Source organism: Rhodococcus sp. HNM0569, from assembly GCF_012726205.1.
Taxonomy (GTDB): Bacteria; Actinomycetota; Actinomycetes; order Mycobacteriales; family Mycobacteriaceae; genus Rhodococcus_F.
The window spans coordinates 229,573-242,683 of record NZ_JAASAE010000003.1 but is presented as its reverse complement, the minus strand read 5'-3'; the positions used below and the strand labels follow the sequence as shown (position 1 = coordinate 242,683).

Sequence of the window (13,111 nt, the reverse complement as noted above, 5' to 3'; positions counted from 1 at the left end):
CTCAGCCGCGCGGGCCGTCGTCCGTACCGTCGGCGCCGATCGAGCTCCGCAGCGCCTCGAGTACCGCCGTCATGCCCGCCGATGCCGTCGCCCCGCTGCGCACCACGCCGCACACCGGCACGCGCAACCGGTTGTTCGCCTCCCGCATCAGGTGCAAGCCGCTACGGCGCGTCTCCTCCGCGGTGCTCGGATAGAGCACCGTCCACGCCCGTGGGTTCGTGATGACGTCGAGCGTCGCGGAGTGGTCGCGCGCGATCGCCGGGCCGAGCTGGACGCGCCTGCCGACCTCTTCGAACGCGTCCTCGACGACGGTGTGGATGAACACTTGGCTGTGCTTCGGCGGCAGCAGCAGCGGGTAGGGCGCGAGCTCGCCGAGATCGACGGTCGAGAACGCCGACAGCGGGTGCTCGCGCGAGGTCACGATCACCAGGTCCTCGACGCCGAGCGGGACCGTTTCGAGACCTGGCCGCACCGCGTTTCCGCGGATCAGCGCGATGTCGGCGTCACCCGACACGACGGCATCGATGCGGTCGGTGAAGCTTTTGATGACGAACTCGATGTCCATTCCGGGGTGTTGCCTGCGCGCTTCCGCGATCGCGTCGAGGCTCTGCGCGCCGAAGCTCATGTTGGCGGTGATGCGGATTCGGTTCTTGGGCTCGCGCGCCACTGCGTACGCCTGCGCTTCGAGCGTGAGCACCTGCTGTGCGATCGGGACCAGACGCGACCCCGCCGAGGTCAGACGCACCATGCGCGTCGAACGCTCGAACAACCGGGCCCCCAGATCCCGTTCCAGGTTGGTGACCTGGTGGCTGATCGCGGACTGCGAGATGAAGCACCGTTCCGCGGCACGGCTGAAGCTCAGCTCCTCGCTGACCGCGAGGAAGTACCGGAGCTGGCGGAAGTCCATGCCGTCGAGTCTATATATGAGCGAACGCGATAAGAGATATACCGATGATCCAGCTTGGTAGCAGGAACAGCCTCCGCCTCTCTACGTTGTTCTTCATATACGCGTTCGTGATTTTGGAGGTATTCCGTGGGTAACGCCGAGATGGACCGCACGACCCGCACCGAGACGGCAGACAGCACCGACGTCGTCATCGTGGGTTCGGGGTTCGGGGCTCTCGCGACCGCGAAGAAGCTCGGCAAGGCGGGCACCCCGTTCGTCCTCATCTCCGAGACCACGGAACACCTGTTCCAGCCGCTGCTCTACCAGGTGGCCACCGGCGTCCTGTCGGCCGCCGAGATCGCGCCGCCCGTGCGCTCCATCCTCGCCAAGTTCCCCAACGGTGACGTCCGCCTGGGTCGCGTCGTCGACGTGCGCCCCGACGACCACGAGGTCGACTACGTGGCAGACGGCGTCGTGCACACGATCGGCTACAAGTCGCTCGTCGCCGCCACCGGTGCGCGTCAGTCGTACTTCGGCAACGACCACTTCGCGAAGGTCACCTTCGCGCTCAAGACCGTCGAGGACGCCGAGGCGCTGCGCAAGCAGATCCTGCGCTGCTTCGAGGAAGCGAACACCACCAAGGACGCCGCACGCCGCCGCGACCTGCTGAGCTTCGTCGTCGTGGGCGCGGGCCCGACGGGCGTCGAACTCGCGGGCCAGATCCGTGAGCTCGCGCAGCGCTATGTCGAGCAGACCTTCCACGGTCTGTCCGCCGACGACGTCAGCGTCAAGCTCGTCGAGGGTGCGGGGCTCGTGCTGCCGCCTTTCGGCGGCAAGCTGTCGGAGTACTCGAAGGATTCGCTCGAGAAGTCCGGCGTCGAGGTCGTCCTCGACACGATGGTCACCGACATCGACGAGCACGGCGTCACCGTCAAGTCCAAGACCGACGGCGAACAGCGCATCACCGCCGAGACCGTCATCTGGTCGGCGGGCGTGCAGGCCAACGACTTCGCAGGCGTGCTCGCGCAGCGCACCGGCTGCGACACTGACCGCGCGGGCCGCCTGCTCATCAACCGCGACCTCACCGTCGGCGGATACGCCGACGTGTACGCGATCGGCGACATGACGTCGCTCGACAAGTTGCCCGGGCAGTCGCCCGTCGCGATGCAGGAAGGCCGGCACGTAGCGAAGACCATCACCGGCAAGATCGCCCGCGGCACCGCGTTCAAGTACATGGACAAGGGCAGCATGGCGATCATCAATCGTTTCCGCGCCATCACGCGGGTGGGCAAGCTCGAGCTCACCGGCATGCTCGCGTGGCTCACGTGGCTCGCGGTGCACGTCTACTACCTGATCGGCTTCCGCAACCGCGCCGTCACCGTGCTCTCGTGGTTCGAGTCGTTCCTCGGCCACCAGCGCCCGCACTTCCACATGGCGCAGGATCCGGAGCCGGCCCGCTTCTTCGAACGCGTCGACTCCGGTACCGAAGACGCCGCGGCCGCCTCGCAGCCTCCGGAGAGACACGAAGAAGCGCACGCCGCATAGCGCGAAAAGTCCCGCACCGCATCCACACCGCCCGTAACGTCCGAAGAGTTCCACTCTCCGACGACGCACGGGCGGTGTGCCGTGAAACGGGGCACCCACCCTTGTGAGCACTTTGCGAGTCCAGGCACGCTTGTTTCGCTCACGGGCTGCGGAGCCCGCTTCTGTTGGAGCCCCCTGTCAGGATTGAACTGACGACCGCTCGCTTACAAGGCGAGTGCTCTACCACTGAGCTAAGGAGGCGGTGTGCCGGCCCATCATAGCCGGAGGGACTCGAACGCACGGCGGCCACCCGGCCGGCGTCCTGGCCGAACCCCACCCCCGCTCGATTTGGATAGCGTGTTCGTCATGTCGATGTTCCTTTCGGCCCGTGCCCACCCCGACCTCGGAGCCTGACCGCCCGTATGGCCAGTTTCGCTGAAATCTTCGACCGGCTCACGGGAGACCGGCGCGCGACGATCGACACGGTCGTCGCCGCGCCGACACCGCTGCAGCCGATCGATCTGACGCACGATCCGCAGGTCGCGGAGGTCCTCGATCTCGCCGTCCGTGTCGGCGAGGTGCTGCTCGCATCCGGTACCGCGGCGATGGACACCGCCGAGCAGGTGCAGTTCATCGCCGCGACCTACGGTCTCGCGCAGACCGACGTCGACGTCACGTACAACTCGATCCGCGTGTCGGCCTACCGCGGCCCGACGCTGCCGCCCGCCAGCACGATGCGCAACGTCAACTACCGCTCGATGGACTTCACGCGCCTCGCCGCCGTCGACCGCCTGACGCGGCGCATCCGACGCGACATGATCACGCCGAAGGAGGCGCACGAAGCGCTCACGGCGCTCATCACCGCGCCGCACCCCTACAACCGGTGGGTCGCGACGTTCGCGTGGTCGGGCATGGCGGCGTCGGTGTCCGTGCTGCTCGGCGGCGACGTCCTCGTCGCGTCGGTCGCGTTCCTGACGACGGCCGTCATCGACCGCGTCAACCGCGTCCTCAACCGCATCGGCCTGCCGTTCTTCTTCCAACAGGTGGTGGGCGGCCTGATCGCCGCGACCCCGGCGTCGATGCTGTACACCTTCCGTGAGCAACTGGGCATCGAGATCCGGCCGTCGCAGATCATCGCGGCGGGAGTCATCGTGCTGTTGTCGGGGTTGTCACTCGTCGGCTCGGTCGAGGACGCGATCACCGGTGCCCCGGTCACCGCGGCCGCGAGATTCTTCGAGGTCGTGATGATGACGGGCGGCATCATCGCGGGTGTCGCGATATCGCTGCGCTTGACGGGCGCCCTCGGCTCGACGCTGCCACCGACGAATGTCGAGATCATCGGTCTCGCCCGAGTGCCCATCCTGGTGCTGGCGGGTGCGTTCACGGCGCTGTTCTACGCCCTCGCGTGTTATGCCGAGCGGCGCGCGCTCAGTGCCGCATGGCTCAGCGGCGCCGCGGGTGCGCTCGTATACGCGATAGCGCTGCACACCGTGACGGGCCCGGTGCTGTCGTCGGCGATGGCGGCCACGGTCGTCGGTTTCGCCGGTGGTCTCATGGCCCGCCGCGCGCTCACCCCGCCGCTGGTCATCGCGATCGCCGGTATCGCGCCGCTGCTGCCCGGTCTGTCCATCTACCGTGGCTTGTACGCGCTGCTCAACAACGACGTCGTCATCGGTGTGAGCTCGCTGCTGTCGGCTTTCGGCATCGGCTGCTCGCTCGCCGCAGGCGTTACGCTCGGCGAATGGATCGCCCGCACGCTGCGGCGCCCACGCATCCTGCGCCGCACCGGTTCGCTGCGACGCCCCGTGCTCATCCGGCGACGACGCCCCAACAACCGAAGCAACGAAGCAGCCTGACGAGAGGACGACGGCCGCGCACTCGCAGGAGTGCGCGGCCGTCGTCTCGGTCTGCTCCGCCTGTCAGGGCGTGTCTGCGCTGTGCCGACCACCGGATGCCTCGTCGGCGGCCATCGCGTCGCGCAGGCTCTTGGGTCGCATGTCGGTCCAGTTCTGCTCGACGTACTCGAGGCACGCCGCACGACTGTCCTCGCCGAACACGATGCGCCAGCCGGCGGGCACTTCGGCGAACGTCGGCCACAGCGAGTGCTGCTCTTCGTCGTTGACCAGCACGTAGAAACGGCCGTCTTCGTCGTCGAACGGGTTGGTGCTCATCTCGCCTCGCTTGTCACGTACGTCGGGATGGGGTCCACAGTATCAATTGTCGTTCCCAGACCCTCCGGTGTTTCGCCGGCCGCCGCGAGCGGCTCCCGCGCAGGAGTGTGCGCGACGATCGACGTCAGGATCTCGCCGGAGCGCACGGCGACATTGGACAACAGCGACGACGTGAGACCGTGCGTGCGCTCGGTGCCGCCCTGCAGATAGATTCCGGCGGAGATGCCCAGCTCGAGACGGTAGTCGCGCCCGATGGCCCCCTCGGCGCCCTCGGGGAGGTCGCCGAACAGCGAGCCGAGCGGTGCGGGCTCGAAGCCCGTCGCCAGCACGCGCGCGTCGCATTCGAGCTGGTCGACGAGCCCGTCGACGGTGCTGCGGACCGACACCGAGATGCCGGTGGGGCCGTCGTCGACGGCCGTGATCTCCGACGACCGGTGCATGAACAGCCGACGCGCGCCGCGCACACGCTCCTGGTATTCGAGCGCGTACAGCTCGTTGATCAGTTCCAGATCGACGACCGAGTAGTTGGTTCCGCGGTGCACCTCGAGCAGGCGCTTGCGTTCGGATTCCGGCGCGCCGTAGAAGTCGTCGACGGCGTCGGGATCGAAGATGCGGTTCGCGTAGGGGCTGTCGTCCGCGGGGCTGTACCCGAACCTGCCGAACACATTGTGGACCTCGGCGTCGGGAAAGTTCCTGTGCAGGTACTGCACGATCTCGGCAGCGCTCTGGCCCGCCCCCAGCACCGCGAAGCGCCGATTCCGGACCTCGGGGATCTCGGCGATGCGGAACAGGAACTGATGATTGTGGAAGCACCGTGGGCTGGGCTCCGCCCATTCCGGGATCCGTTCGCGCAGACCCGCACCGACGACGACATTGCGGGCGAGCACGCGGGTGCCGTCGTCCGCGGTCACCTCGAACAGCGAATCGCCGTCGGCCGTCTCGACCGGAACGACGCGCTCGACCGCGGTGGCCCACCGCACGTCGGCGTCGACCTTGCCCGACGCCCACGTGAGGTAGTCGTTGAACTCGTGCCTGCTCGGGAAGAAGGTCTGGTGGTTGACGAAGTCCACGAGCCTTCCGCGGCTCTTGAGATACGCGAAGAAGCTGTATGCGGACTGCGGATTACGCAGCGTCACCAAGTCTTTCGGGAAGGCGATCTGCATCGTGGAGCCGTCGAGCAGCATGCCGGGATGCCAACCGAACGAGTCGCGCTTCTCGAAGAACTGCGCGGTGATCTCCCTACCCGCGGGAACGCCCTCGTTGTGTTCCTCGACGGCGATGGCCAGCGCCAGATTCGCCGGGCCGAAACCGACCCCGACGATATCTCGCGCGTCGCGGGATTCGGGACCGTCGGCCACCCCGTCGGATTCCCTCATTCGCGTCACCCATCCTCCAACCTGGTCTCGACGTCCGGTACACCGAGCCGCAACCCGACTCGCAATAAAGTAGCAGAGGCTATCCTTACCAGAGCGGACAATAGCAACCGCGCGGCGCGTGCGGCGGGCGTCGTCGAGGCCGGAAGGCGCGAAAACCCCAGGAGCGCGACGGGTTCCCGCACGTCCAGAGGATGCGGAAGAAGGCCGGAATCAGTCGGCCATGAAATCGAGCAGCACCTTGTTGACGGCCTCGGGCTGTTCGAGGTAGCCGTAGTGACCTGCGTCCACGATCTCGGTGAAACGGGCACCCGGGATGCAGTCGGCGACCTCGCGCGACAGGTACGACGGGATCATGCGGTCGTCGGCGAAACCCACCGCCAGGCAGTTCGCCCTGATCGCGCGGTACGCGTCCCGGCGGTCGTACTCACGGTCCATCTCGAGCTGCGCCCGCACGCCGCGCGACAGCGGTCCGCTGGAGAACTCGAACAAGTCGAGCCAGTCGCGCGCGGCGCGCTGATCGACGAGCGATGCGGGCGAGAGATTCATCACCGCGGTGACGGCGGCCTGATATTTCGCGGGCAGCCCGACGCCCGAGTCGTGCAGCGCCCGCTCGCCCTCGCTCAGCACACGCTGAAAGGTGTCCATCCGCGCGTGCCCGGCGAGGAATGCCGCCTTGTGCACCAGGTCCGGCCGCGCGAGCGCGAGCTCCTGGGCCACCCGCGCACCCATCGACGTGCCGATCACCCGGACCGGTCCCCCGCCGAGATGCTCGACGAGTGCTGCCGTGTCCGCGACCAGGTCGTCGATCGCGATGCCGTCGGCACACTCTGCGGTGGGCGCGATTCCACGATTGTCGAATGTGCACACGCGGTAGCCGGCCTTCACGAACGCCGGCGTCTGGTGCAGCTTCCACACCCGGCCGGGGCTGCCGGTGCCCATGATGAAGACCACGAGGTCACCCTCGCCTTCGACGTCGTAGTTCAGGTCGATGCCATTGATCGTGGCGATGGTCATCTCGGTCACCTTCCGGGCTGATCGGCGGCGGCCCGACGCGGCGGCCGGGGCGGGCGGGAACGCCGGTCACGGTACCGCTCGTGGTGCAGCGGCCCCGGCCACCGGCCTCCCGGCGGCTGGGCCGCCCCGCCTCCCCGCGGCTCGGCCGCCCCCACCTCTGGGCACAAAGTGGCACTCGACCTCGTTGTTCTCATAGAGTCGTGGTGAAACCACTGCGACCAGCGCAGGAACAGATGGTGAGAAGGAGATCATGGCCGCGAAGACGACCTCCGAGAACGAGATCTCGGACGACGAATTGCAGCCCGTCGCGGACGAGACCGCGTACCAGGCGCAGCGCGTCGTGGCCGCGTACGCCGCGGACGCCGACGAATGCCGCATGCTGCTGTCCATGCTGGGGATCGGCCCGGCAGGATCCGGCGCAGCCAATAAGATCGAACAGAGCTGACGGAACAGCCCGGACAGCCGGGCTGCCGGCTCTCCGGGATCATCACTCGAGCAAAGGAACAACGTGGCTGGTAGCCCCGAACAGGTGAGCACGAACTCGAACTCCGTGTCGTCTGCCGACCGGGCTGCCGATCCCGCCACCAAGGACGAGGTGTCCAACCAGGCGCATTTCGTCGTCGTCGCCAACCGGCTTCCGGTCGACCTCGAGCGCCTGCCCGACGGGACGACGCGCTGGAAGCGCAGCCCGGGTGGCCTCGTCACCGCACTCGAACCGATCCTCCGCTCGAACCAGGGTGCGTGGGTCGGGTGGGCGGGAGTTGCCGACGCCCACCTCGATCCCGTGGTCGAAGACGGTCTCGAGCTGTACCCGGTTCCGCTCAGCGCCGACGAGATCGCCGAGTACTACGAAGGCTTCTCGAACGCGACGCTGTGGCCGCTCTACCACGACGTGATCGTGCGGCCCGAGTACCACCGCGCGTGGTGGAACACGTACGTCGAAGTCAACCGGCGCTTCGCCGAGGCGACGGCCGAGGCGGCCGCGCACGGCGCAACCGTGTGGATCCAGGACTACCAGCTGCAGCTGGTCCCCAAGATGCTGCGCATGCTGCGCCCGGACCTCACGATCGGTTTCTTCCTCCACATTCCGTTTCCCCCGGTCGAACTGTTCATGCAGTTGCCGTGGCGCACCGAGATCGTCGAGGGCCTGCTCGGTGCCGACCTCATCGGTTTCCATCTGCCCGGCGGCGCGCAGAACTTCCTGTTCCTCGCTCGGCGGCTCGCGGGTCAGCAGACGTCTCGCGGCACGGTGGGTGTGCGCTCCAAACTGGGCGTCGTACAGGTCGGCTTCCGCACCGTGCGGGTGGGAGCTTTCCCCATCTCGATCGCGTCGGGCGAGCTCGACGAGCAGTCTCGCCGCAAGTCGATCCGCGACCGCGCCAAGCAGATCCGTAAGGAGCTGGGAAATCCGACGCACATCATGCTCGGCGTCGACCGGCTCGACTACACGAAGGGCATCGACGTCCGGCTCGATGCGCTGTACGAGCTGCTCGAAGAGGGTCGCGTCGACCCCGAGGACACCGTCTTGGTGCAGTTGGCCACTCCCAGCCGCGAACGCGTCGAGAGCTACGTGCGGATGCGCGGCGAGATCGAGCAGACCGTCAGCCGCATCAACGGCGAGTACGCACGCGTGGGCCAGCCTGTCGTGCACTACATACACCGGCCCATCCCGCGCGACGAGCTGCTCGCGTTCTTCGTCGCCGCCGACGTCATGCTCGTCACGCCGCTGCGCGACGGGATGAATCTCGTCGCGAAGGAGTACGTAGCCTGTCGGCACGACCTCGGCGGTGCGCTACTGCTGAGCGAATTCACCGGTGCCGCAGCTGAACTCCGACAGGCATATCTGTGCAACCCGCACGACCTCGACAATGTCAAGGACGCGATGATGCACGCGATGCACCAGTCGCGCGAAGAGGGACGCAGACGGATGCGCGCGCTGCGCCGCCAGGTACTCGCCCACGACGTCGACCGCTGGGCCCGCGCATTCCTCGGCGCCCTCGCCGACACCGGTGCGGCGGGCCCCGCGCTCATCACTCCGGGCGAAGAGAATCAGGACTGACGCGGCCACCCGCCACCGCGGCGCGGTCACCGCGGCTCGAGTTCCTTGCGGTAGAGCACCTGTCCCGTGGCGTCGCACAGATCGACGGTGAGCACTTTCGTGGCGGCGTCGATCGCCACTTCACCGAAATGCTGAAAGCCCTCGGCTGGTGAGGTGTTGGCGTCGGTCGGCGCGTGCACGAACTCGTATGCGGCGCCGAACGTGCCGTCGAGTGGGCTCTCGGGGAAGGCACCTGCGTGCAACGGCCCCGAGACGAACTCCCAGAACGGCGCGAAATCCTTGAACGACGCGCGCTCCGGCTCGTACGAGATCGCCGCGGTGTAGTGGACGTCGGCGGTGAGGAACACCATTCCGGTGACATCCTTGGTTTCCGACAGAATCCGCGAGAAGGCGATCTCGCGACCGAGCGGTGTACCGCCGTCGCCCTGTGCCACCGCCTCCATCGAGGCAGGACCGTTCTCCGGGTTCGTGCTCGTGTCGCCGACGACGATGCCGAGCGGCAGGTCGTTCGCGATCACCTTCCACGTCGCAGTCGACCTCTTCAGCGAATCGACGAGCCACCGAGTCTGCTCCGCACCCAGCACCCCGCCGTCGTCCTCGGTGGTGGACCACGCGTTCGGGTTCGGATTCTTGTAGCTGCGCATGTCGAGCAGGAACACGTCGAGCAACGGGCCGTAGGACACGGTGCGGTACAGCCGGTCCGACGCGCCGAGTTCCACCGGTTGCCATTCCGTCCACGCCTGCCGTGCATGCCGTGCCAGTGTGTCGACGTCCGTCTCCGTGTAGCCTTCTCGCTTCTGGCCGGTGAGATCTTCACCCGGAAACCAGTTGTTGACGACCTCGTGATCGTCCCACTGGACGAGTTGCGGCACCGACGCGGTGAAACGCCGATAGTGCTTGTCGGTCAGGTTGTATGCGTAGTTGCCACGGAAGTCGTCGACGGTCTGGGCCACATGCGATTTCGCGTCCGACGTGACGTTCCGGTAGATCCGGCCGTCGTTCTGCTCCTGGGTGGGCTGGATCGGCCCGTCCGCGTAGATCGCGTCTCCCGAGTGGATGAAGAAGTCGGGAGCGCGGTCGGCGATGGTGGCGAAGATCGTCATCCCGTCCATGTCCGGATTGATCCCCCACCCTTGGCCCGCGACGTCGCCCGACCACACGAAGTGCACGTCCTTCGACGCCATCGGCGCGGTGGCGAACACACCGGTGACCGCCTCCCCGACGGCGCCGTCCTCCCCCTCCAAGACGACGCGATAGTGGACGGTCTGTCCGGGTTCGAGGCCCGCGACCCGCGCGCGACCCGTGCCGTCGGTATTCGGAGTGAGCCGGGGACCGCGGAAAGTCCTTGCATCGGCGAAGGATTCGGTGGCGGAGGTCTCCACGATCATCGTCGCCGGCGCGTCCGACCGGGCCCACACCAACGCGCCGCCCGAGGTGACCTCGCCGGTCGCGACGCCGTGCGTCAGCGCCGGGCGAGCACGCCTGAGGGCCGGGCCGGAGCCGGACGAGCTCGACCGCCCGCACGCGGCGAGCGCGTAGCCGGCAGGCACGAGCAAGGCACCGGCAGCGGCGCCGTGCAGGACGGTGCGACGGGAGAGGGACGACTGGCGTGGCTGTGCGCTCATTCGCACAGACTCACGCAGCCGTCCTACTGCCCGGCGAACGCGCGGTGACCGGGCGGTGACGCGCGTTCCACGAGTTCGACGCCGTGGTCGGCGTCAGCTGCCGAGCTGACCCGACCTGACGAGGAACGCGATCAGATCGCGCACCGTGTCCTCGGTGCTACGCGGAGCGTGTCCGATCTCCTCGCGCGCCTTCGACCCGTCGACGACGGGAGCCGCCATGAGCGCAGCCATCGACGCCTTCGACACGATGTCCGACCCGAGGCGTGCGCCGATGGGCTCGACGAGCGGCACGACGCGGTTGATCACCGAGAACGGCACCGCGAAGAACGGCCCCCGGCGGCCGGCCACCGAGGCCGCCAACCGGAACGCGTCGAGCATGGTGTTCATGTTGCCCGAGAGCAGGTAGTTCTCCCCCGTGCGTCCCTTGTCGGCGGCCGCGACGAGCCCCGCGGCGACGTCGCGCACGTCGACGAGGTCGAAGGCACCCTCGACCAGGACGGGCATCCTGCCGCGAGCGGCACTGCGCAGCAGCCCGTTGATCCGGGACAGACCGTAGTCGGCCGGACCGTACACGCCGGTGGGATTGCAGACGACGGCGTCGAGGCCCTTGTCGATCACCTCGCGCAACTCGACCTCGCCCGCATACTTCGAGCGGTCGTAGACCGGAAGCTCGGGGTCGACCGAACGAGGCGACTGCTCGGACAGCAACGGCCCACAGCCGACCTGATCGAACGAGTGGATCGAGCTGCAGTGCACCATGCGGCGCACACCCACCTCGAGCGCCGCCTCGGCAACGGTGCGCACACCCTTCGTGTTGATCGTCCAGGCACGCTCGTCCTGCTGCGCGAGGGTGATCATCGCGACCAGGTGGTACACGATTTCGTGTCCGTCCAGCACGGTGCGCATCGACTGCGGGTCGAGGACGTCGCCTTCGACCCACGTGACACCGTGCTCGGGAACGTGCGGCGAACGCACGCGATCGATCGCGGTGACTTCGTGCCCTTGATCGACGAGCTGGTGCACCAGATTGGTGCCGACGAAACCCGCCGCACCCGTAACCGCAACCTTCATGGCTTCTCCTGTTCGAGGACTCCGGTCACCCCCAGCGTACTGGAACAGGTTCTATTTTTGCACTCCCGAGTTTCCGACCGATTCGCCGACGACGTCGACAGCCGCGACACGACGGGCCGAGTCGAACGCGAAAAACGCGACACCCGAGAACATTTCGCCTTTGTCATGTGAATTGCCCGACGATACCGGCCCGTCCAGCGACACCGTGACCGAGCGGCCCGCGGCGATCACCTTGTGCCACCGTAGATTTCCCAGCCTTGCTGCGAACTCGGATGTGGACACGGTCTCACTGCCCCAGCGCAGTTCCGCGTCGCCGCCCAGCGCCGCGCGCACCGCCGATCCCCTGGCGGCCTCGCCGACGCCCCGATCGCCGCGCGCAGCCTGCAACACCCGCTCGGCCCTGGCACGGCCGCGACCGTGCACACCGCGCATTCCGGCGAGGAAGCCGATACATCCCGAGATCCCAAGAGTGCGAATCAACCTCGGACCCAGCACACTCGACGCACGCAGCCCCGGAAGACCCTGTCGCAGCAACTGCACCACCATCGCAGGCAACTGCCAGAACGCCTGCAGATCGGCGATGGCGAAGGCACCGTCCGGCCCGGTCAGCCGATACCCGAGGTGCATCGGCACCCGCACCCGGGCGCCGCTACCCATCGTGATCTCGATGTGCAGATCGCGCACCACGAGGTCGCCACACACGTAGTCGTGGGCGACGTCGAACACGATGTCGTTGGGCGCGATGAACGCGTCGTAGAACCGCCCCAACGCGTCGTGGCCCACCTGCGGACGCGACCCCACGGGATCGTTGACCACCCCGTCGGGCGCGAACAGCCCGACCCACGTCTTCTTGTCGTGTGCGGCGACCGCAGCCGGAGACCGCTGGACGAACTCCAGACGCCGCGAACGCTCCGCCGTCTCCATCTGCCTACACCGGGGTCAGCCGGCTCACGAGCCACCGGCCGTCGGTCTTCTCGAGATCCATCGTGACGCGACTGCCCGTCGTCTTCGCATCGGGCACATCGGAACTCGTGGTGACCTGGTTGAGGTAGAGCAGCACGGTCGCCTCGTCGGACGACGCGTCGACCACCGACTTCGCCTGCACCGTCACCTGCACGGTGAGCGAACGCTCCTTCGCTGCGGGAGCGATCGAATCGGCGACCAGCTTGGTGTAGTCCTCACGGAACGATCCGGCCAGCCCGCCCGCCGCGTCGGCCAACTGCTGGTCGACATTCTCGAAGTCGTAGGCCAGCATCGCGACGGCCTGCTGCGCTGCGGCGTCCATCGCGTCGGTGCGCGCCTTTTCGACGACGTCGTTGCGGTGAACCTGCCACCCGAGGCCCGCCGCCGCGGCGGCGAGAACGACGATCAAGCCGATCACCACG

General features: G+C 67.6%; 12 protein-coding genes and 1 tRNA gene. 4 read left to right on the top strand and 9 right to left on the bottom strand.

The window, feature by feature from the left end; genetic code table 11:
• Position 1 precedes the first annotated feature (1 nt).
• Complete coding sequence (locus HCA44_RS05745) at positions 2 to 907, bottom strand: LysR family transcriptional regulator (RefSeq protein WP_169647564.1); 906 nt, start codon at positions 905 to 907, stop codon at positions 2 to 4.
• A gap of 141 nt (positions 908 to 1,048) precedes the next feature.
• Here HCA44_RS05745 and HCA44_RS05740 point away from each other — a divergent pair, with 141 nt between their 5' ends.
• Entirely contained in the window at positions 1,049 to 2,431 is a 1,383-nt protein-coding gene (locus HCA44_RS05740; protein WP_169647787.1) for an NAD(P)/FAD-dependent oxidoreductase, read from the top strand.
• A 165-nt stretch (positions 2,432 to 2,596) separates the two neighbouring features.
• Here the strand turns inward: HCA44_RS05740 and HCA44_RS05735 are convergent.
• A tRNA-Thr gene (locus HCA44_RS05735) sits at positions 2,597 to 2,671 on the bottom strand.
• Positions 2,672 to 2,832: 161 nt separating this feature from the next.
• Between HCA44_RS05735 and HCA44_RS05730 the strand changes: the two genes are divergently transcribed.
• The gene (locus HCA44_RS05730; protein WP_169647563.1) at positions 2,833 to 4,266 is read left to right on the top strand and encodes a threonine/serine exporter family protein; all 1,434 of its coding nucleotides are present in this window, start codon (positions 2,833 to 2,835) and stop codon (positions 4,264 to 4,266) included.
• Positions 4,267 to 4,329: 63 nt separating this feature from the next.
• On the opposite strand, the gene HCA44_RS05725 is transcribed toward HCA44_RS05730, so the two are convergent.
• From HCA44_RS05725 to HCA44_RS05715, 3 genes are all read right to left on the bottom strand, one after another.
• Entirely contained in the window at positions 4,330 to 4,581 is a 252-nt protein-coding gene (locus HCA44_RS05725; protein ID WP_169647562.1) for an MbtH family protein, read from the bottom strand.
• Positions 4,578 to 5,957 carry a SidA/IucD/PvdA family monooxygenase gene (locus HCA44_RS05720; RefSeq protein ID WP_169647561.1) on the bottom strand — a complete coding sequence of 460 codons (1,380 nt, stop codon included), beginning with the start codon at positions 5,955 to 5,957 and terminating at the stop codon, positions 4,578 to 4,580. Before HCA44_RS05720 ends, HCA44_RS05725 begins: the two co-directional genes overlap by 4 nt.
• 210 nt (positions 5,958 to 6,167) lie before the next feature.
• The gene (locus tag HCA44_RS05715) at positions 6,168 to 6,971 is read right to left on the bottom strand and encodes an alpha/beta hydrolase (RefSeq protein ID WP_169647560.1); all 804 of its coding nucleotides are present in this window, start codon (positions 6,969 to 6,971) and stop codon (positions 6,168 to 6,170) included.
• A gap of 250 nt (positions 6,972 to 7,221) precedes the next feature.
• On the opposite strand from HCA44_RS05715, the gene HCA44_RS05710 reads away from it, so the two are divergent.
• Positions 7,222 to 7,416 carry a hypothetical protein gene (locus HCA44_RS05710; protein WP_169647559.1) on the top strand — a complete coding sequence of 65 codons (195 nt, stop codon included), beginning with the start codon at positions 7,222 to 7,224 and terminating at the stop codon, positions 7,414 to 7,416.
• A 150-nt stretch (positions 7,417 to 7,566) separates the two neighbouring features.
• Entirely contained in the window at positions 7,567 to 9,030 is a 1,464-nt protein-coding gene (locus tag HCA44_RS05705; RefSeq protein WP_346764616.1) for a trehalose-6-phosphate synthase, read from the top strand.
• A gap of 26 nt (positions 9,031 to 9,056) precedes the next feature.
• On the opposite strand, the gene HCA44_RS05700 is transcribed toward HCA44_RS05705, so the two are convergent.
• The 4 genes from HCA44_RS05700 to HCA44_RS05685 all read right to left on the bottom strand — a co-directional run bounded on the left by HCA44_RS05700 (position 9,057) and on the right by HCA44_RS05685 (position 13,110).
• Complete coding sequence (locus HCA44_RS05700) at positions 9,057 to 10,655, bottom strand: alkaline phosphatase D family protein (RefSeq protein ID WP_169647558.1); 1,599 nt, start codon at positions 10,653 to 10,655, stop codon at positions 9,057 to 9,059.
• A 93-nt stretch (positions 10,656 to 10,748) separates the two neighbouring features.
• Positions 10,749 to 11,726 (bottom strand): NAD-dependent epimerase/dehydratase family protein, encoded by a 978-nt coding sequence (locus HCA44_RS05695; protein WP_169647557.1) that lies wholly within the window; start codon positions 11,724 to 11,726, stop codon positions 10,749 to 10,751.
• A 51-nt stretch (positions 11,727 to 11,777) separates the two neighbouring features.
• Positions 11,778 to 12,650, bottom strand: coding sequence for a nuclear transport factor 2 family protein (locus HCA44_RS05690; RefSeq protein WP_169647556.1), 873 nt, complete (start codon positions 12,648 to 12,650; stop codon positions 11,778 to 11,780).
• Positions 12,651 to 12,654: 4 nt separating this feature from the next.
• The gene (locus tag HCA44_RS05685) at positions 12,655 to 13,110 is read right to left on the bottom strand and encodes a h domain protein (RefSeq protein ID WP_346764592.1); all 456 of its coding nucleotides are present in this window, start codon (positions 13,108 to 13,110) and stop codon (positions 12,655 to 12,657) included.
• Position 13,111: the final 1 nt, after the last annotated feature.

Excerpts from the sequence above, each read along its gene's own strand:
- HCA44_RS05745 (WP_169647564.1), bottom strand. The coding sequence starts at position 907 with ATGGACTTCCGCCAGCTCCGGTACTTCCTCGCGGTCAGCGAGGAGCTG.
- HCA44_RS05740 (WP_169647787.1), top strand. The coding sequence starts at position 1,049 with ATGGACCGCACGACCCGCACCGAGACGGCAGACAGCACCGACGTCGTC.
- HCA44_RS05730 (WP_169647563.1), top strand. The coding sequence starts at position 2,833 with ATGGCCAGTTTCGCTGAAATCTTCGACCGGCTCACGGGAGACCGGCGC.
- HCA44_RS05725 (WP_169647562.1), bottom strand. The coding sequence starts at position 4,581 with ATGAGCACCAACCCGTTCGACGACGAAGACGGCCGTTTCTACGTGCTG.
- HCA44_RS05720 (WP_169647561.1), bottom strand. The coding sequence starts at position 5,957 with ATGAGGGAATCCGACGGGGTGGCCGACGGTCCCGAATCCCGCGACGCG.
- HCA44_RS05715 (WP_169647560.1), bottom strand. The coding sequence starts at position 6,971 with ATGACCATCGCCACGATCAATGGCATCGACCTGAACTACGACGTCGAA.
- HCA44_RS05710 (WP_169647559.1), top strand. The coding sequence starts at position 7,222 with ATGGCCGCGAAGACGACCTCCGAGAACGAGATCTCGGACGACGAATTG.
- HCA44_RS05700 (WP_169647558.1), bottom strand. The coding sequence starts at position 10,655 with ATGAGCGCACAGCCACGCCAGTCGTCCCTCTCCCGTCGCACCGTCCTG.
- HCA44_RS05695 (WP_169647557.1), bottom strand. The coding sequence starts at position 11,726 with ATGAAGGTTGCGGTTACGGGTGCGGCGGGTTTCGTCGGCACCAATCTG.
- HCA44_RS05690 (WP_169647556.1), bottom strand. The coding sequence starts at position 12,650 with ATGGAGACGGCGGAGCGTTCGCGGCGTCTGGAGTTCGTCCAGCGGTCT.